This is a genomic window from Rhizorhapis sp. (assembly GCF_035276005.1).
Taxonomy (GTDB): Bacteria; Pseudomonadota; Alphaproteobacteria; order Sphingomonadales; family Sphingomonadaceae; genus Rhizorhapis.
In genome coordinates this window covers 1-17,051 of the sequence record NZ_DATEMB010000007.1, presented here as the reverse complement: position 1 = coordinate 17,051, position 17,051 = coordinate 1, and the positions used below count along the sequence as shown (strand labels likewise).

Annotated in this window: 20 protein-coding genes; 6 read left to right on the top strand and 14 right to left on the bottom strand. The window is 59.7% G+C overall.

Annotated features, from left to right (window positions below; genetic code table 11):
- The first annotated feature begins 22 nt into the window (after positions 1–22).
- From ligK to VJS46_RS01870, 3 genes are all read left to right on the top strand, one after another.
- Positions 23–697: a 4-carboxy-4-hydroxy-2-oxoadipate aldolase/oxaloacetate decarboxylase gene (gene ligK, locus VJS46_RS01880; RefSeq protein WP_324057647.1), complete on the top strand. Its 675-nt coding sequence runs from the start codon at positions 23–25 to the stop codon at positions 695–697.
- A 93-nt stretch (positions 698–790) separates the two neighbouring features.
- Entirely contained in the window at positions 791–1,849 is a 1,059-nt protein-coding gene (locus VJS46_RS01875; RefSeq protein ID WP_324057646.1) for a 4-oxalomesaconate tautomerase, read from the top strand.
- 105 nt (positions 1,850–1,954) lie between these two features.
- A complete protein-coding gene (locus VJS46_RS01870; RefSeq protein WP_324057645.1) occupies positions 1,955–2,824 on the top strand; it encodes an amidohydrolase family protein in 870 nt (289 codons plus the stop codon).
- A 154-nt stretch (positions 2,825–2,978) separates the two neighbouring features.
- On the opposite strand, the gene VJS46_RS01865 is transcribed toward VJS46_RS01870, so the two are convergent.
- The 7 genes from VJS46_RS01865 to VJS46_RS01835 all read right to left on the bottom strand — a co-directional run bounded on the left by VJS46_RS01865 (position 2,979) and on the right by VJS46_RS01835 (position 9,517).
- Positions 2,979–3,572 carry a DUF3501 family protein gene (locus VJS46_RS01865; RefSeq protein WP_324057644.1) on the bottom strand — a complete coding sequence of 198 codons (594 nt, stop codon included), beginning with the start codon at positions 3,570–3,572 and terminating at the stop codon, positions 2,979–2,981.
- Positions 3,573–3,586: 14 nt separating this feature from the next.
- Positions 3,587–4,915, bottom strand: coding sequence for a heterodisulfide reductase-related iron-sulfur binding cluster (locus VJS46_RS01860; protein ID WP_324057643.1), 1,329 nt, complete (start codon positions 4,913–4,915; stop codon positions 3,587–3,589).
- A gap of 124 nt (positions 4,916–5,039) precedes the next feature.
- Entirely contained in the window at positions 5,040–5,468 is a 429-nt protein-coding gene (locus VJS46_RS01855) for a rubrerythrin family protein (protein WP_324057642.1), read from the bottom strand.
- Between the two features lie 298 nt (positions 5,469–5,766).
- On the bottom strand, positions 5,767–6,264 hold the full coding sequence (locus tag VJS46_RS01850) for an FxDxF family PEP-CTERM protein (protein ID WP_324057641.1): 498 nt from the start codon (positions 6,262–6,264) through the stop codon (positions 5,767–5,769).
- A gap of 145 nt (positions 6,265–6,409) precedes the next feature.
- A complete protein-coding gene (locus VJS46_RS01845) occupies positions 6,410–8,221 on the bottom strand; it encodes a M2 family metallopeptidase (protein WP_324057640.1) in 1,812 nt (603 codons plus the stop codon).
- A gap of 98 nt (positions 8,222–8,319) precedes the next feature.
- Complete coding sequence (locus VJS46_RS01840; protein ID WP_324057639.1) at positions 8,320–9,012, bottom strand: alpha/beta fold hydrolase; 693 nt, start codon at positions 9,010–9,012, stop codon at positions 8,320–8,322.
- Positions 9,013–9,067: 55 nt separating this feature from the next.
- Positions 9,068–9,517, bottom strand: coding sequence for a GFA family protein (locus tag VJS46_RS01835; protein WP_324057638.1), 450 nt, complete (start codon positions 9,515–9,517; stop codon positions 9,068–9,070).
- A gap of 116 nt (positions 9,518–9,633) precedes the next feature.
- Here VJS46_RS01835 and VJS46_RS01830 point away from each other — a divergent pair, with 116 nt between their 5' ends.
- The 3 genes from VJS46_RS01830 to VJS46_RS01820 all read left to right on the top strand — a co-directional run bounded on the left by VJS46_RS01830 (position 9,634) and on the right by VJS46_RS01820 (position 12,704).
- Entirely contained in the window at positions 9,634–10,080 is a 447-nt protein-coding gene (locus tag VJS46_RS01830) for a MarR family transcriptional regulator (protein WP_324057637.1), read from the top strand.
- Between the two features lie 103 nt (positions 10,081–10,183).
- Positions 10,184–11,158 (top strand): HlyD family secretion protein, encoded by a 975-nt coding sequence (locus VJS46_RS01825; RefSeq protein ID WP_324057636.1) that lies wholly within the window; start codon positions 10,184–10,186, stop codon positions 11,156–11,158.
- Positions 11,139–12,704 (top strand): MDR family MFS transporter, encoded by a 1,566-nt coding sequence (locus VJS46_RS01820; protein ID WP_324057635.1) that lies wholly within the window; start codon positions 11,139–11,141, stop codon positions 12,702–12,704. Before VJS46_RS01825 ends, VJS46_RS01820 begins: the two co-directional genes overlap by 20 nt.
- Positions 12,705–12,781: 77 nt before the next feature.
- Here VJS46_RS01820 and VJS46_RS01815 read toward each other — a convergent pair whose 3' ends face one another.
- The 7 genes from VJS46_RS01815 to rimM all read right to left on the bottom strand — a co-directional run bounded on the left by VJS46_RS01815 (position 12,782) and on the right by rimM (position 16,827).
- The gene (locus tag VJS46_RS01815; protein WP_324057634.1) at positions 12,782–13,807 is read right to left on the bottom strand and encodes an aspartate-semialdehyde dehydrogenase; all 1,026 of its coding nucleotides are present in this window, start codon (positions 13,805–13,807) and stop codon (positions 12,782–12,784) included.
- 233 nt (positions 13,808–14,040) lie between these two features.
- Positions 14,041–14,424 carry a 50S ribosomal protein L19 gene (gene rplS / locus VJS46_RS01810; RefSeq protein ID WP_324057633.1) on the bottom strand — a complete coding sequence of 128 codons (384 nt, stop codon included), beginning with the start codon at positions 14,422–14,424 and terminating at the stop codon, positions 14,041–14,043.
- Positions 14,421–15,170: a tRNA (guanosine(37)-N1)-methyltransferase TrmD gene (gene trmD, locus VJS46_RS01805; RefSeq protein ID WP_324057632.1), complete on the bottom strand. Its 750-nt coding sequence runs from the start codon at positions 15,168–15,170 to the stop codon at positions 14,421–14,423. Before trmD ends, rplS begins: the two co-directional genes overlap by 4 nt.
- Entirely contained in the window at positions 15,167–15,514 is a 348-nt protein-coding gene (locus VJS46_RS01800) for a hypothetical protein (protein WP_324057631.1), read from the bottom strand. Before VJS46_RS01800 ends, trmD begins: the two co-directional genes overlap by 4 nt.
- The gene (locus VJS46_RS01795) at positions 15,514–15,894 is read right to left on the bottom strand and encodes a type II toxin-antitoxin system VapC family toxin (protein ID WP_324057756.1); all 381 of its coding nucleotides are present in this window, start codon (positions 15,892–15,894) and stop codon (positions 15,514–15,516) included. Before VJS46_RS01795 ends, VJS46_RS01800 begins: the two co-directional genes overlap by 1 nt.
- Positions 15,895–15,915: 21 nt before the next feature.
- Positions 15,916–16,143 (bottom strand): AbrB/MazE/SpoVT family DNA-binding domain-containing protein, encoded by a 228-nt coding sequence (locus VJS46_RS01790; RefSeq protein WP_414707952.1) that lies wholly within the window; start codon positions 16,141–16,143, stop codon positions 15,916–15,918.
- Between the two features lie 99 nt (positions 16,144–16,242).
- The gene (gene rimM / locus VJS46_RS01785) at positions 16,243–16,827 is read right to left on the bottom strand and encodes a ribosome maturation factor RimM (protein ID WP_324057629.1); all 585 of its coding nucleotides are present in this window, start codon (positions 16,825–16,827) and stop codon (positions 16,243–16,245) included.
- Positions 16,828–17,051: the final 224 nt, after the last annotated feature.

Genomic DNA, 17,051 nt, shown 5'->3' with positions numbered 1-17,051 from the left:
GATACAGGTGAGAGGCGATTTTATGAGCGGCATAGTCGTACAGAATATCGAGCGGGCGGACCCTTCCGTCATTGACGGTCTTGCCGCATCCGGCGTCGCAACAGTTCATGAAGCGCAGGGCCGAACCGGCCTCCTCGCCCCTTATATGCGGCCCATCTATGCCGGCGCGCGGATAGCGGGATCAGCGATAACCATTTCGGCTCCTCCAGGCGATAACTGGATGGTGCATGTTGCGATCGAGCAGCTCAAGGCCGGGGACATTTTGGTGCTGGCGCCGACGAGCCCCTGTACTGACGGCTATTTCGGGGACCTGCTTGCAACCTCGGCACAGGCGCGGGGTTGCCGGGGGCTGATTATCGACGCCGGCGTGCGCGATGTCCGCGACCTGACGCAAATGAACTTCCCCGTCTGGTCAAGGGCAGTGCATGGTCAGGGCACGGTCAAGGCGACGCTCGGCTCGGTAAATGTGCCGGTGGTATGCGCCAACGCGCTCATCAATCCGGGGGACGTCGTGATCGCAGATGACGACGGGGTCTGCGTCGTGCCGCGCTCCGATGCCGCTTCGGTGCTGGAAAAGGCAAGGGCGCGCGAGGCGAATGAAGAGTCGAAGCGGCAAAGGCTGGCAGCGGGTGAACTGGGGCTCGACATGTATGACATGCGGGGCAAGCTCGCCGAAATGGGCCTCAAATATGTGTGACACGGCGCATACGCCGTCCGTCCTGAGCGAAGTCGAGGGACGTTTGGCTCGAGGAGCGTGCCTCGACTTGGCTCGACACGAACGGATCGGAGCGTGACGGAAACCACCGGCACCCCCTGCCTCTGGATGCGGGGCGGCACGTCGAAGGGCGGCTATTTCCTGAAAAGCGATCTCCCCGCCGACACTCAGGCGCGGGACAAGCTGCTGCTGCGGATCATGGGATCCCCCGATCCCCGGCAGATCGACGGAATGGGCGGGGCGGATCCACTGACCAGCAAGGTGGCGGTGGTGAGCAAATCCGAACGCGAAGGCGTGGACGTCGACTATCTGTTCCTGCAGGTTTTCGTGGACCAGGCGCTAGTCTCCGACGCGCAGAATTGCGGGAATATCCTCGCCGGGATCGGCCCCTTTGCCATTGAACGCGGGCTGACCGCTGCGCACGACGGCGAAACCCCGGTCACCATCTTCATGGAGAATACGGGCCAGATCGCCGTTGCCACGGTGCAGACGCCGGGCGGCAGGGCGACCTATGAAGGTGAGGCGCGAATAGATGGGGTGCCGGGCACAGCCGCGCCGGTTCCCCTGGAATTCCGTGATACGGCGGGATCGAGCTGCGGCGCGCTGCTGCCCACCGGCAATGCCGTTGACGAAGTGAGCGGGGTGCGTGTGACCCTGATCGACAATGGCATGCCCTGCGTCGTGATGAAGGCGGAGGATGTCGGCGCCACCGGCTATGAAAGCCGGGAGGAACTGGACAATTCGACAGAACTCAAGGGCAGGATAGAGGCTATCCGGCTGGCCGTAGGAGAACGGATGAACCTCGGCGATGTGCGGGAAAAATCCGTGCCCAAGATGATGCTGGTCGCGCCCCCGCGCCATGGCGGGGCGGTGACGGTGCGCAGCTTCATTCCACACCGGGCACATGCCAGCATTGGCGTGCTGGGCGCGGTCAGCGTCGCCACCGCCTGCCTGATCGAGGGATCTCCTGCCGCTGAGGTCGCCTTCATTCCAGAAGGAAGGCGCAAAACTCTGTCGGTGGAGCATCCGACCGGCGAGACCACTTGCGTGATGGAATTGGACGACAATGGCAAGGTGACGAGCGCGGCCATGCTGCGGACGGCACGGAAGCTGTTCGATGGGGTGGTTTTTTAAGAAATTCCTTTGCCCTGAGCCTGTCGAGGGCAGTTCTTCCATAAAGCGGAAGGGAGGGCTTCGACAGGGTCAGCCCGAACGGACACAAGGTCCAGAGGAGAAAAGATGTCTCGCATCATAAGCTGGGTCGAAGAGGCCAGCAAACCATCCTATATCCCGCCCGCGGGCGCAATCGACGCCCATTGCCATGTGTTCGGGCCAGAGGCGGAGTTCCCCTTTTCGCCCAAGACCAAATATCATCCGGCGGACGCCGGGCCGGAAATGCTGTTCGCGCTTCGCGACCGGCTGGGCTTTGACCGCAATGTGATTGTCCAGGCGAGTTGTCATGGCACGGACAACAGCGCTACGTTGAACGCTATCGCCAAGTCGAATGGCAAGGCGCGCGGCGTCGCTGTCGTTGATCCGGTGATCAACGATGAGGAATTGAAGCTGCTGCATGAAGGCGGCATCCGCGGGGTGCGCTTCAATTTCCTGAAGCGCCTGGTCGACGATGCCCCGAAGGACAAGTTCCTGGAGATCGCCAAGCGCATCGCGCCGCTTGGCTGGCATGTGGTGATCTATTTCGAGGCGGACATATTGGAGGAACTGCTTCCCTTCCTGGAGGCCATTCCGACGATCGTCGTAGTCGACCATATGGGGCGGCCCTCCATGACGCAGGGCCGGGACGGGGCGGAGATTTCCGCCTTCAAGAGGCTGCTGGACGAGCATCCCAATATCTGGACCAAGGTCACTTGCCCTGACCGGCTATCGGCGCAGGGCTACCCCTGGGATGATTTCGTGGAAGTCGTGAGGCCAGTGGTCGAACGCTACCCCGACCGCGTGCTGTGGGGCACCGATTGGCCGCACCCCAATATGCAAGATAACATTCCCGATGATGGTCATCTGGTGGATGTCATCCCCCGGATCGCGGTCACCGCGGAGCTCCAGAGGAAGCTGCTGGTCGACAATCCCGAGCGGCTGTACTGGGCGGATTGATCCGGGCGGGTGAGGAGCAGCCAGTCTGTTTTCCCTCTCCCATGGGGAGAGGATATGAAGGCTTGGCTGCTTGCAGCCTAGCCGGAGTTGGTGAGCGGATCCGCCCCACCAGTAGCGTAGAACCCCTCGCCCTGGTTGAGAACGTCCCATTCCACTATCCAAAATCCCGCGCCAGTTCCCTGCGCATCTCTTCGCCGATGATGGCGATATGCCCATAATGGGGATGATCTATATGGAACATCGCCTGGCCCCTGCCGTCTTTCCAAGCCGCGATTTCGGCGCTGCTAAAGGGGAAGTGCAGGAAATGAACGCTTGATGCCTTGCCGTCCGGGCGGCTGCGTTCAACGTCGCCTTCCGGGACGGCGGCGATTTTCTCTCCGCCAATGCTGATGGAGATGTGATTCTCGACGCCGCCCAATTGGCCCAGCACCCGCCCGCGCGTGCCGGGATCGTCGATTTCGAACATCAAGGTGCAGGTCAGTTCGCTGCCCTTGGGAATCATCGGGTTATAGGCGGCAAGCTCATCATTCAACTGTTCCTCGCCACCCTTTTCGACGCGAAGCATCTCCTGGACCTGCCACCACATTGTGTCCCAGTTTTCAAAATGCACCGTCACATAGGGACCGACGGACAGGCGGCGGAAACGCTTGCGGACGATATTTTCCTGCCGCTTTTCGGCGCGGATCGTCTCATAGGTGCCAAGCTCCATTATGTCTTCGGCAGTGATGATATTCTGGTCGCGGGGCATATCCGCTCCTCTGTCTACAGCCCATAGGCCCTGGCCATCACCTCTATGGGATGGCCGATCCGTTCGGGCACATGGTCCGAACCGGAAAGCTGCATCACTTGGCGCAGATGCTGGCCCGCCAACGGACATTCGCTGACCATAAAATCAGGAGCAGCCTTTTCCATATTGCGGACTGTGGGGCGGCCGATTTTCACCGCCGTATCGAAATTCTCGGCATAGATGCCCCATTTGCCGCCATGGCCTGAGCAGCGGTCAGTGAGCGCAGGCCGCGCACCGGGGATCAGGCGAAGCATCTCCATCGCCTTGGGTCCCATATTCTGCGCCCGGCTGTGGCAAGCGAAGTGCACGGCGATATTGGCGGGAAGCTCATCGATCGGGGCAAGACCGCATTCCTTGGCGAGGGCGACCATATATTGGCTAAGATCATAACTATGCTCGCTAAGCGTCCTGATCTTCTCATGGCCGGGCTGGATGAGCGGCCATTCGAACTTCAGCATGAGCGAGCAACTGGTGGTCAATGGCACTATGTCATAGCCCTGCTCGATAAGAGGCGCGAAATGGGCCGCAATGCGCTCCGCCGCGCTCGCCACGGCGGCAAGATCGCCATTTTCGAACTTGGGCATGGCGCAGCATTCGGGGTGCTCGATCCGTACCTCTACACCATTATGGGCAAGAACCTTCATGGCCGCCTCGCCCGGCGTCTGATCGTTGAAATTGCCATAGCAGGTGGCATAGAGCACCACCTTCTTGCCAAAGCCAGGCGCATCCGGGTTGGGTGCTGGGATGCGATGCGCGGCCTTCTTCGTCAGCGGGGCATCGGCAAAAGCCGGAAGGTGCGCGCGTTTATCAATGCCAAGCATCTTCTGCATGACACCGCGCGCCGGACCATTTTCCTTGGTGGCGATATTGGCGAGACCGTCGAACAATGTGCCGAGCTTGCCATTGCGGTCAGTCTTGGCGAGTTCCTTGTCCGCAAGGCTCGTCAGTCCCTTCCTGTGCTCGACCGCGCGATAGCGGAGCATCAAGTGCGGGAAATCCACGTTCCATTCGTGTGGCGGAACATAGGGGCACTTCACCATGAAGCACATGTCGCAAAGCGTGCAGGCGTCGACAACCTTCTTGAAATCCTTGCTGTCGAGATGCTCCACATCCTCGTGCGGACTTTCATCGACCAGGTCAAAAAGCGTTGGGAAGCTGTCGCACAGGTTGAAGCAGCGGCGGCAGCCATGGCAGATGTCGAAGATACGGCGCAACTCCGCGTCCAGCGCCGCCTCGTCGTAAAATTCCTCATCCTGCCAAGCGATCGGGTGGCGGATGGGTGCCTCCAGGCTGCCTTCCTTCATTCGGTGGTCCTTATCCCCTCTCCAAGGGAGATCCTTGCGAAACGCCAGCCGCCGTCATTCCCGCCCTCGCGCGAATAACGAAAGATGAGCAACGATCCCCCTGAAGGAGAGAGGGATTATCTGTTCAAGCCAGGGCTTCCAGTCCGTCCAGCGTTTTCTGGAACTTGCCTGCATGGCTCTTTTCCGCCTTGGCCAGCGTTTCGAACCAGTCGGCGATCTCGTCAAAGCCTTCGTCGCGGGCGGTGCGCGCCATGCCCGGATACATGTCAGTATATTCGTGCGTCTCGCCAGCGATGGCCGATTTCAAATTGGACGAAGTGTCACCGATCGGCATGTTGGTCGCCGGATCGCCGCCGCCGGACTGCAAGAACTCCAGATGCCCATGCGCATGGCCGGTCTCGCCTTCGGCGGTGGAGCGGAACACGGCGGCGACATCATTATAGCCTTCAATGTCGGCCTGCTGGGCGAAATAGAGATAGCGGCGATTCGCCTGGCTTTCGCCAGCAAAGGCAGCTTTCAGATTATCCTCGGTCTTCGAACCTTTGAGTTCCATGGCTTTTCTCCTTGAACAGCGCGGCAAGATGCTGCGGATCTTCGAAAGCCGAAGGACTTTAGCCGAGGGAAGGTAAGGCGGCTAAGAGGAATTCTGAATATGACTGATCGATTGGAGCGATTAGTCTCGTCTGATTAAACAATGTAACTGATTATCATTCGCAATGCAAGGCGCACGCCATGGCCTTCGTCCCGGCACAGGGATGAGGGGGTGAAGCGGGGAATCGCGACTCCCAGCGAAAAACCCCGCCTGCTGGTGAGCGGGCGGGGCCTTTCAGTTGCGCTCTATTTATTGCTGCTCAGGCAGTCGCCAGCTTTGCTCCCTGGCGCCGCTTGCGGGTGCGGATAGCAGCACCGGCAAGGCCGAAGCCGGTGATCATCATCGCCCAGCTTTCAGGCTCAGGAACTGCGAAGGCCAAGGTGCCGGAATAGGAGCCATTGCCGCCCGAATTGCCGCTGATCACCAGCGTCTGCTCGCCTGCCCCCACCGGCACCTTGATGGAACGGAACTCCAACATGCCCAGGCTGGCGATATCGAACTCCTGTCCGTTCAGCGTTACCGAAGTGAAGTCGATATTGTTGAGAAAGCTGACCGCGATGGACGAAATGGTCGAGCCGACCGAACCGATCCCGGGTACGGTGAACTTCAGCGTATCGGAAAATGCGCCCCCGGCGATGCTGTTATGCGCGAAAGTGCCCGTCGTGCCGTCGAAGGAAATGACAGCCGCCGCATGCGCGGGTGCGGACACAGCGATGGTCGATACCGCCAGGGCGGCTGCAAGAAGCAATTTCTTCATTTGATGATCCCCTGTCTGAAAAAGACAAAATGTTGCTGCTGCGACCGCGCATTTTATCTTTGGCCGGAGCATAACAGTTAAGGATCAGTTACCAAATAGCTGGAAATGCAGCGTTTTCTCCAGTTCGGACCTAGTTGCCGGAACTTTACCAGCCACACTGTTTCCCCTTGTTCTGCTCCTTGAGCCAGGCCTGCAGGGGCGCGAAATATTCGATCATGGCTTCGCCGGACATCTCACGGCTGCCGGTAAAGGCCTGAAGCGCGTCCGGCCAAGGCTTTGAGGCTCCCATTTCCAGCATGGCGTTAAGCCGCTGGCCCACCTCCTTGTTCCCATAAAAGGAGCAGCGGTGCAGCGGGCCCTTCCAGCCCGAAATGTCACACGCCGCCTTGTAGAACTGGAATTGAAGCAGCCGGGCGAGGAAATAGCGGGTATAGGGCGTGTTTCCCGGAATATGGAACTTCGCTCCCGGATCAAAGGCGCCGTCGGGCCGGTCCACCGGCGGCGTTATCCCCTGATATTGCAGGCGAAGCGAGGTCCAGGCGTCATTATAGCCCTGCGGCTTGATCGATCCGTTGAACACGCCCCAACGCCATTTGTCGACCAGCAGGCCGAACGGCAGGAAGGCAACCTTGTCCATCGCCTGCCGCAGAAGAAGGCCGATGTCCTTGTCGGCGCTGGGCACTTTGGCGGGATCAAGGAGGCCGATCTGCACAAGATAATCGGGCGTGATCGACAGCGCGACCATATCGCCGATCGCCTCATGGAAGCCATCATTGGCTCCGTTCAGATAAAGAAAGGGCTGCTTGTTATAGGCGCGCTGATAGTAATTATGGCCAAGTTCATGATGGATGGTGACGAAATCGTCGCCATTGACCTTGGTGCACATCTTGATCCGCAGATCATCCTTGTTGTCGATATCCCAGGCGCTGGCATGGCAGACAACCTCGCGATCCTGTGGCTTGGTGATCATTGAACGCTGCCAAAAGCTTTCGGGCAGCGGCGCAAAGCCGAGCGATGAGAAGAAGCCCTCGCCAGTCTTCACCATCTTCAAGGGATCATAGCCCTTGGCGGCCAGCAGATCGGTGGTGTCGAAGCCAAGATCGCCCGCGCCCTTGGGCGCTACGACGTCATAGATATTGCCCCATTCCTGAGCCCACATATTGCCGAGGAGGTCAGCGCGGATGGGGCCACTCGCGGGTTGGACCCTGGCGCCGTATTTTTCGTTCAATTTGGTGCGGGTATAGCAATGAAGCTCGTCATAGAGCGGCTTCACCTGCTTCCAGAGCTTGTCGGTTAGAGCCGCAAACTCATCGGCGGGCATGTCATATTGCGACCGCCACATGGCGCCGACATCCTTGTAGCCAAGCTCGACCGCGCCCTTGTTGGCGATCTCCACCAGCCTGGCATAATCCTGCTTCATTGGCGTGCCGACATTGTCGTGCCAGCTCGTCCACATTTCCTGAAGCTGAGCCGGGTTACGGTTGGTCCCCATCTCCGCCTCGATATCGCTGCCGTTGATGGGCTTGCCGTTCAGCGTTCCCTTACCCTTGCCATAGGAGGATTGCAGCTTGGTCGCGATGGCATTGAGTTCTGCCGCCGCCCCCGGCGTGGTGGGAGCAGGCAGGACAATGCCGCCACGCAATATATCGAGTTTCCGTTTCACGTCCGGGGAAAGACCGGAAACCTTCTGATATTTGGCGGCCTCCAGGGCAAAGCGCACCGCCATCTCCGTCCCCTGCGCGCCGAATTTGGCGGCAAGCGCATCGGTGTCGTCTGTGATGTAGGTGGCATTGATCCAACTCATGCGGGAGGCGTCGACGGTATAGTCCGACAACTCCTTTTCTGCCCTAGCCACAAAGGCTTCGGCGTCGCCCGCTGTCGGTTGAGCAGGCGCGGCCAGCGCCGGCGATGCGGCAAGGACCATCGCCAGGGCGGCGACAGAGATAGCGAACTTCATGATTATCAGTCCTTTTCCGGGGAATGGTTCATTGTCCAATTAGTGACAAATGCAACCAAAGGGGTCAAGCGAGCTCCGCCCTTTCGCCAGCACGATGACTAAGCGGTCAGGAAATCCACCATGGCAAAGCCCATTTCAGGCATGGTGACGCAGCTCATATGGTTGCCCGGAATTTCCTTGAGACGACCATTGGGCAGCAGGTCGGCCAGCGCGACGGGCGAGCCATTGTCCCTGTCTTCCCGGCCGCAAAGGACCAGGATCTCAGTGTTGATTCCGGCGACTTCGGACGGCTCCAGATCGCCCAAAGTCCCGAGCAGCAAGGCCGCAGCGACCGTGTCTATCTTCATGGTCTTCATGAACTGCACTGCCATCCAGTGCGGATCGCCTCGCTGAACGCTCTCTCGCCGTTCGATGGCGGCCAGAAAAAAATCCCGCCGTCTCGCCCAGCCCGACAGCCCCTCAAGCCCCATGCCCGCAAGAATCGCCCGGCTGGGGCCAAGCCCGTGGGAGAGAAGCCTGGCCGTCGTCCGGGCACCCAGCGAAAAGCCGCCAATATCAAAATCCGTCAGGTTGAGATGCGCGATCAGGGCCTGCGCGTCCCTGACCAGCACGTCGTGCGGATAAGCCGAGGGATCATGGGGCGCAGCGCTTTCGCCATGGGCCCGAAGGTCCGGCATGATGACCCTGAACCCCGCCGCTGCGACACGGTTCGCCGTCCCATATTTGATCCAGTTCACATGGGCGCTTGAGAACAGCCCGTGCAACAGCAGCAGCGGACGGCCCTCCCCCATTTCATGGACGCATAGCCGCGCGCCATCAAAGGATTGGAACCAGTCCGTTTTTGGTTCAGCCGGGAAGCTTGCCGACACTTGTCATCCACCGTTCAACCAGGGCTTCATTCTCATCGGACCGGTAGCGCGGCAGATTGCTTGTGTCGAGCCATGCTTCATGCATGCTTTCCGCTCCGAAATGGTACACTGGCCGGAAATAGCCGGGTTCGTCGAAGCTGCCGATGGTAAGATCGATGTTCGGCCCTTCCAGATAGGCAAAGCCGAGCACCGTACCACAGCGTGAACAAAAGGGGCGCCGTGCAATGGGCGAGCTTTGATACCAGTCCGCTTCCCTGCCGCTTTCCCATTGGACCGCCGTCCGGGGAAGATTCTTGAATGCTACCGATACGCCGCCGGTTGCTCGCTGGCACATGCGGCAGTGACAAAGATAAGCTTCCTCATGCTCCACCTCGGCCACATAGCGGACTCGGCCGCACTGACAGCCACCGGTCATCTGCCTCGCCATGATGATTGCCTCCTCGACTCTGCCCAGCCCCCCGCAGCAGCCGCTACTTTCCGCATTTCCGCAAGGGTAAGCCATAGTTCTTGCATATTATAAGCATAGTTATTATATCTCCGCCCATGGCTGAGAATATCGGATATATGCTGAACGATGTTGGACGTCTCATGCGCAAGCGCTTCGATGAAATGTGCCAGGATCTGGGCGTCACAAGCGCCCAGTGGCGGGCTCTGTTCGCCATCAGCCGCCGGCCCGGGCTTAACCAGGGAATGTTGGCGGAGCTTCTGGAGGTGGAACCCATCACCACATGCCGCATGGTGGACCGCCTTGAGCAGGCGGGCCTTGTGGAGCGGCGGCCTGATCCGAACGACCGCAGGGCCTGGCAGTTATTTTTGGGCCAAGCTGCGATGCCTCTGCTCGACCGGTTGCAGGAACGGAGCGTGGAGATGCGGCGGCGGGCGCTCAAGGGCCTGAGTGAAGAGGAAATCGAGGCTCTGACGTCCCAACTTGAGGTCATCCGAAACAATTTGTCAGGCGCCAGTGAGCAGAAGGAGGCCAGCAATGGCTGAGGCGGACAGTCCAGTCAGAATTCGGCCTTCGAACGCACCTCCGGCCGACGCACCGGCATTGGAGATGCAAGGCACGGCAGGGCCCTGGAGGAAAAGGGTTCTGATGTTTTCCCTGCCGCTGCTGCTTGCTGTGGCAGGAGGGTATTTCTGGCTGACAAGCGGACGCTTTGTCAGCACTGACAACGCCTATGTGCAACAGGACAAGGTTGCCATCAGCAGCGACGTGTCGGGGCGCATCGTGCAAGTTTATGTCAAGGAAAACCAGCACGTTAAGGCAGGAGACATATTGTTCCGCGTCGATCCTGAACCCTATGAGGTGGCACTGGCGCAGGCCAATGCCGCCATCGCCTCGGCGCAGGTGGACCTAAAGAAGCTGCACACCGACTATAGCGCGGCCGGCGTCGATATTTCCGGTGCAGAAGAAGATATCGACTATGCGCAGAAGCAATATGAGCGGCAGAGGGCTTTGATGGCGCAGGGGTTCACAACCCGCGCAAGGTTGCAGGACGCCGAGCATGTGCTGCAACAAGCGCGGGAAGAATGGCGCACGGCACAGGCTGATGTAGCAAAGGCCAAGGCCGCCCTGGCCACGGGCTCCGCAGTACCGGGAGAAAATCCCGCCATTGCAGCGGCGCGTGCCCAGAGGGACAAGGCCGCGCTCGATCTGAAAAGGACGGTCGTGCGCGCACCGGTTTCAGGGCGGGTCAGCCAGGCGGACCGGCTGGTGGTCGGGCAAATGATGGTGACCGGCCTGCCCGGTGTCAGCATTGTGGCGGACGAGCGGAGCTGGGTCGAAGCGAATTTCAAGGAGACGCAGTTGGACAAGATGCGGCCAGGCCAGGCCGCCGAGGTCGAGGTGGACGCCTATCCCGGCCTCAAGCTCAAGGGCCATGTGCAGAGCGTCGGTGCGGGAACGGGATCGGAATTTTCGGTGATACCCGCCCAGAATGCCAATGGTAACTGGGTCAAGGTCACCCAGCGCATCCCTGTCCGTATAGTTATTGACGAGAAATCCAGCCGCCAGCTGATCGCGGGCATGAGTGCCGAGGTGACGGTGGATGTCCGGCAAAAGAATTGACGCGCAGGGTGCTGTTCCGGGCCAGACCTTGAGAGGGTCACGCAAGGCGCTGCTCACCATCGCCGTGATGGGCGGCACGGTGATGCAGATCCTGGACAGCACCATTGCCAATGTGGCGCTGCCCCATATGCAGGCGGAGCTCGGCGCCACGCAGGAGACCGTCACCTGGGTGCTGACCAGCTATATCATCGCCTCCGCTGTGGCCATTCCGATCACGGGATGGCTGTCCGACCGGGTGGGATCGCGGCAGCTATTCCTTTTTTCGGTCAGCCTCTTCATCGTGGCTTCCATGCTCTGCGGTGTGGCGACCAGCTTGCCTGAAATGGTGGTGTTCCGGCTGTTTCAAGGCGTTGCCGGCGCCTTCATCGCTCCGCTCGCGCAAACGGTCATGCTGGATATCAACCGGCCCGAAGAACATGGCCGGGCAATGTCGATCTATGGCATGGGGATCATGATCGGGCCAATCATGGGACCTGTATTAGGCGGATGGCTGACGGAGAATTTTTCCTGGCGCTGGGTCTTTTACGTTAATCTTCCGGTCGGCTTGCTCTGCCTTGCGGGGCTTTGGGCGCTGTTGCCAAGCAAGCCTGTGACACGGCGGAGTTTCGATCTTACAGGCTTTGCCCTGCTGGCTTTGGCGCTGGGCGCGCTGCAGTTGATGTTGGATCGCGGGGTCCAAGAGGACTGGTTCCGGTCCACCGAAATCTGGATCGAGGCCGGCGTAGCCGTGGCAGCCCTGTGGATGTTCATCATTCACCTGGCGACCGGACGGGAACCGATTTTCCGTCCTGGCATGATGGCCGATCGCAATCTCATCACCGGCACCTTCTTCCTCTTCATCCTGGGCCTTGTCCTGACAGCCAGCATGGCGCTCCTCCCCCCCATGCTGCAGGGCATTTATGGCTATCCAGTGATGGACACGGGCGTTCTTCTTGCCTCACGCGGTTTCGGGGTTCTCCTCACCATGGGCATAGCGGGACGCCTGCTGAACAAGATCGACCCTCGTCTCATGGTGTTAATGGGGTTCAGCATTGGCGCGCTATCGCTTTACATGATGACCGGCTGGTCGCTGGACATGGATTGGTGGCCGATTGTCAGCAGCGGATTTGTGCAAGGTCTGGGTTTCGGTTTCCTTTTCGTACCGCTCAACACCATGGCCTTCGCGACCTTGCCGCCACAATATCGCACAGAAGCCTCTGGCCTGTTGAATCTGATGCGGAATATGGGGGCATCGATCGGGATCTCCATCGTGACCGCTTTGCTCGCCCAGAACATTCAGGTCAGTCATTCTGATCTTGCCGGGCATTTCACCCAGTACAAGCTGCCGGTCGATCCGAACATGGCACTGAGCGCCGGTTCGGCGGGCGATGTCGTGATGTCGATGATCGATATGGAGATCAACCGTCAGGCCGCGATGATAGCCTATATCGACGATTTCTGGTTCATGATGTGGGCCTGCCTGGCAGCCCTCCCCCTGATCCTTTTGCTCCGCGCGCCCAAGGGCGGGAAGAAGGGCGAGCAAGATCTGCGGCCAGTGATGGAGTAAATGCGTGCCAGAAGGCTGGCACCAGGCACCGGCAGGCGCAGCATCATTGGCCGCGCCTGCCTTGCCGAATCAGAAGGTCAGCCCTTCTTCAGGTGGCGGCGTCCCAGCAGTTCCGCGATCTGAACGGCATTGAGCGCCGCGCCCTTGCGGAGATTATCGGATACGCACCAGAGGACCAGGCCGTTCTCGACCGTCGGGTCCTCGCGTACGCGGCTGACATAGGTGGCGCTGTCGCCAACGCATTCAACCGGGGTCACATAGCCCCCGTCCTCGCGCTTGTCGACAAGCATGATGCCCGGCGCTTCGCGCAGGATGGACTGGGCCTTTTCCGCCGAGATTTCGTTCTCGAACTCGATGTTAAGGGCTTCCGAATGGCCGACGAAGACGGGCACGCGCACGCAGGTCGCGTTGAGCTTGATAGCCGGGTCGAGGATCTTCTTGGTCTCGACCACCATCTTCCATTCTTCCTTGGTGGAACCGTCGTCCAGGAAAACGTCGATGTGCGGAATGACATTGAAGGCGATCTGCTTGGTGAACTTCTTGGGCTCAGCCGGGTCGCCGACGAATATGTTGCGCGACTGTTCGAACAGCTCGTCCATGCCGGCCTTGCCTGCGCCGGACACGGACTGATAAGTCGACACAACGACGCGCCTGATTTTCGCATAGTCATGCAGGGGCTTTAGCGCCACGACCATCTGCGCGGTCGAGCAGTTGGGGTTGGCGATGATGTTGCGCTTCTTGTAATCGTCGATGGCGTCCGGGTTCACTTCCGGCACGATCAGCGGAATGTCCGGATCCATGCGGTAGAGCGAACTGTTGTCGATGACGACGCAGCCTGCCTCGGCGGCCTTCGGCGCATAGATTTTGGTCGGGCCCGAGCCTGCGGCGAAGAGGGCGATGTCCCAGCCGGTGAAATCGAAATGTTCGATATTTTTCACCTTCAGCTTGCGGCCGGTCTCGCCATATTCGATCTCCGTTCCCGTGGAGCGGGGCGAAGCGACGGCGGCGATCTCGTCAGCCGGAAATTCGCGCTCTGCAAGGATGTTCAGCATTTCGCGGCCAACATTGCCCGTGGCCCCGACGACAACTACGCGATAACCCATTTTCCTGTGTTCCCTTCATCTGGTGCCGGGCGCCACCATCCTTTTTCGTCATCCCCGCGAAGGCGGGGATCCATCTCCCAACGTTGCGCCAAGCGACTAGTTCAGAAGATGGGTTCCCGCTTTCGCGGGAATGACGGATTAATGGTCCCTTATCGATATGAAAACAGCCGGTTCCCGCTTGGGCACCGGCTGTCTTGAAACCTGTTTTTGGGGTCTGGTGGACCTGCTCCGCCTTATTCCCCGGTTTCCGTTGGCCGGTTGTCCCTGCGCTCCGCAATACGCGCACTTTTACCGGTGCGGCCACGGAGGTAGTAGAGTTTCGCCCGCCGCACGACACCGCGGCGGACGACGGTAATCGAGTCAATATTGGGCGAATAGAGCGGGAAGACGCGCTCCACGCCTTCACCGAAGCTGATCTTGCGCACGGTGAAGCTGGAGCCCAGGCCCTTATTGGACCGGGCGATGCAAACGCCTTCATAATTCTGGATGCGGGTACGGTCGCCTTCGACAACGCGCACGCCAACGCGGAGCGTGTCGCCCGCGCGGAAGTCCGGGATGGACTTTTTGGACTTGAATTCCTCGATGGCTTCAGCCTCGAGCGTCTGGATGAGGTTCATGACTCATCTTCCCTTTTCTTCTTCCGTTGCGCGCCAGAGGGCGACTGGTCCCGAGCACTGACATAGCGCTCCCAAAGGTCCGGCCGCCTTAGCCGTGTATCATCCTCCGCCCTTTGTTTCCGCCAGGCGGCGATTTTCGCGTGATCCCCCGATCGCAACACTTCAGGGATCGCGCGCCCTTCCCACATTTGAGGACGGGTATAGTGCGGATATTCGAGAAGCCCCGCTTCGAAGCTTTCCTCATCTCCGCTAGAAGCCGCGCCCATTACCCCGGGCAGCAGGCGAATGCAAGCGTCAATCAGCACGATCGCAGCCGTTTCTCCGCCCGAAAGAATATAGTCGCCGATGGATACAGGCTCGATCGGGCGAGCCTCAAAAAGTCGCTCGTCAATCCCCTCGAAACGACCGCAGAGAATGGTGACGCCGGGGCCTTGCGCAAGCTGCCGGACGCGGGTTTGCGTGAGGGGCGCGCCGCGCGGGGTCATGGCGAGGATGGGCGCTTGCGGCTGGCGGGCAATGGCATGGTCGACAGCGGCGGCGAGCACATCGGCCCGCATCACCATCCCCGCCCCGCCGCCCGCCGGGGTGTCGTCGACCGAGCGGTGCTTGTCGGTCGCGAAGTCGCGAATCTGGATCGGCTCGCACGACCATATCCCCTCCGCCAGCGCACGGCCCGCGAGGGACTGGCCGAGAGGACCGGGAAACATTTCCGGGTATAGGGTAAGGATTTGGGTGGTGAAGGTCATGAAGCAACGCTGTTCCGCAACATTCGCCAAGAAGCAATTACGCCCCGCACCAGAAACCAGAAAAACAGAGAAGTTCCCAAGGCAGAAATTGTCGACACAATCAGCAGGAACCCTAACGTCAATGCGTACGACATCAAACTGCTGATCGTAGCGCCGAATATAAAAATCAGCGCAACGGACCAAACAACTCCTATAAACAAGCAATGATGAAATCTGGAAAACGGGTTCGATTCCGTTATTCCAGCAAGCGCGCCAACCACAGCACCTGCAACTGCGGAAGGCAACATCGTAACTGCGGTCGCATAAATAAAAAGATACATTAAGAAACCGCCAGCAGCATCCATCACACCGTCCAATTCTCGATCTTCAACCCCGGAAAATCGGCAAAATCCTGCTTGTTTCGGGTGACCAGTATGAGATCGAGCGAAAGGGCGTGCGCGCCGATCAACCGGTCAAAACTTTTGCGCTTCACGCCTATGTTGCGGACGATCCTGCCGTAGGTCGCCGCCTCCTGCTCACCGAACGGGGTAACAGTGAGCGCAGCGAGAAACGCATCGAGCCGCCGATCGTCACCCTTAGGGTCACTCGAAGTCCGGCTGCCTACGCGTAGTTCGGCAACGGTAATCATGGAAACGGTCAAATTGCCGAATGCCTCGGCCATATTTTTGGCGAGTCGTTCGCTGCGTCCCAGCAGAAAATCGATGCAGCTATTCGTGTCGAGCATGTACATGGACTGCGTGGCTTTTCAAACCGTATCCGGTTTTTTTCCGGAATAGGACCAGTCACGCTCGTCCTGTTCAATATCACCCCGGCCATCCCGCATGAAACCGGGCGACATGCTGCCGTAAAGGCTCATCAGCAAATCGCGGGTATTGTCCTGCTTCCAGAAGGTGAAAGAGCCGTCGTCATGGGGTACAATTGTCACTTCGTCCCCTTCGCCAAATCCCAGATCCTTGGGTAAGCGAAGGGCCACTGAATTCCCCGACTTGAAAGTGCGAGTGGTCCTTTGACCAGTTGCTTCTGGCTTATGAGGCGCGTTCATTGCAAGCTCCGTATATACGACGTGTATATACTAAGTGGCAAAAGCGGAGTCAATTACCGCACGCGCATCCTCGACATGCACCGCGTGGATCGGAACCATGAAGCGCTTGCCGTTCGGACGTTCGATTTCCAGTATGTCGCCTGCGCCGAAATTCTCGACGGCAACGACAACGCCCAGTTCCTCGCCTTCACTCGACACACAGGGCAGGCCGAGGAGGTCGGCGTGATAATATTCGCCTTCCTCCAGTTCCGGCAGGGCCGAGCGGGGGACTGTGAGTTCCGTGCCGCGCAAGGCTTCGGCGGCGTTGCGGTCGGCCACCTCGGCGAAGCGGGCGATGGCGCCGTTCTTGCCGGGACGGATGGCCTTGAGCGTGAGGGTTCGCCCTGCGGCGGTGAAGGCCGCATAGCGCTTCAGATTCGCCGGATCGTCGCTGAAAAGCTTCAGGCGCACCTCGCCGGTGACGCCGTGGGCGCCAGTGATGACGGCGAGAGTGACGGGGCGTTCAGAAGCAAGCCCCTCCCCTTCAGGGGAGGGGTTGGGGTGGGGACGAGATGGAGCCGTGCAGCGCACGGGCCCCACCCCCTGCCCCTCCCCTGAAGGGGAGGGGTGAGCCATGCTCAGCCCTCGGCCTGCTCTTCGGCCGGAGCCTCAGCGGCGGGCTCCTCGGCGGGAGCCTCAGCGGCACAAAAGGTATAGAGTTTCTAGTGTCCTTATCGATTCCGAAGTTCGTACGAGCGTGCCGCAAATGCTTACGAACTTCGGAATCGGGACACTAGGCCGCTCGTTCGTGAAGCGAATGTCAAATCCAAAAGCTCCACTAGCTACGTAATACTTGCTAG

What these genes read in the sequence shown, in the direction of transcription:
- VJS46_RS01830 (WP_324057637.1), top strand. Translation starts at nt 9,634, where the DNA reads ATGGCTGAGAATATCGGATATATGCTGAACGATGTTGGACGTCTCATG.
- ligK (WP_324057647.1), top strand. Translation starts at nt 23, where the DNA reads ATGAGCGGCATAGTCGTACAGAATATCGAGCGGGCGGACCCTTCCGTC.
- VJS46_RS01815 (WP_324057634.1), bottom strand. Translation starts at nt 13,807, where the DNA reads ATGGGTTATCGCGTAGTTGTCGTCGGGGCCACGGGCAATGTTGGCCGC.
- VJS46_RS01835 (WP_324057638.1), bottom strand. Translation starts at nt 9,517, where the DNA reads ATGGCGAGGCAGATGACCGGTGGCTGTCAGTGCGGCCGAGTCCGCTAT.
- VJS46_RS01820 (WP_324057635.1), top strand. Translation starts at nt 11,139, where the DNA reads ATGTCCGGCAAAAGAATTGACGCGCAGGGTGCTGTTCCGGGCCAGACC.
- VJS46_RS01840 (WP_324057639.1), bottom strand. Translation starts at nt 9,012, where the DNA reads ATGGGGGAGGGCCGTCCGCTGCTGCTGTTGCACGGGCTGTTCTCAAGC.
- VJS46_RS01800 (WP_324057631.1), bottom strand. Translation starts at nt 15,514, where the DNA reads ATGGATGCTGCTGGCGGTTTCTTAATGTATCTTTTTATTTATGCGACC.
- VJS46_RS01845 (WP_324057640.1), bottom strand. Translation starts at nt 8,221, where the DNA reads ATGAAGTTCGCTATCTCTGTCGCCGCCCTGGCGATGGTCCTTGCCGCA.
- VJS46_RS01865 (WP_324057644.1), bottom strand. Translation starts at nt 3,572, where the DNA reads ATGCCCCGCGACCAGAATATCATCACTGCCGAAGACATAATGGAGCTT.
- rplS (WP_324057633.1), bottom strand. Translation starts at nt 14,424, where the DNA reads ATGAACCTCATCCAGACGCTCGAGGCTGAAGCCATCGAGGAATTCAAG.
- rimM (WP_324057629.1), bottom strand. Translation starts at nt 16,827, where the DNA reads ATGGCTCACCCCTCCCCTTCAGGGGAGGGGCAGGGGGTGGGGCCCGTG.
- VJS46_RS01855 (WP_324057642.1), bottom strand. Translation starts at nt 5,468, where the DNA reads ATGGAACTCAAAGGTTCGAAGACCGAGGATAATCTGAAAGCTGCCTTT.
- VJS46_RS01850 (WP_324057641.1), bottom strand. Translation starts at nt 6,264, where the DNA reads ATGAAGAAATTGCTTCTTGCAGCCGCCCTGGCGGTATCGACCATCGCT.
- VJS46_RS01860 (WP_324057643.1), bottom strand. Translation starts at nt 4,915, where the DNA reads ATGAAGGAAGGCAGCCTGGAGGCACCCATCCGCCACCCGATCGCTTGG.
- VJS46_RS01825 (WP_324057636.1), top strand. Translation starts at nt 10,184, where the DNA reads ATGTTTTCCCTGCCGCTGCTGCTTGCTGTGGCAGGAGGGTATTTCTGG.
- VJS46_RS01870 (WP_324057645.1), top strand. Translation starts at nt 1,955, where the DNA reads ATGTCTCGCATCATAAGCTGGGTCGAAGAGGCCAGCAAACCATCCTAT.
- VJS46_RS01795 (WP_324057756.1), bottom strand. Translation starts at nt 15,894, where the DNA reads ATGCTCGACACGAATAGCTGCATCGATTTTCTGCTGGGACGCAGCGAA.
- trmD (WP_324057632.1), bottom strand. Translation starts at nt 15,170, where the DNA reads ATGACCTTCACCACCCAAATCCTTACCCTATACCCGGAAATGTTTCCC.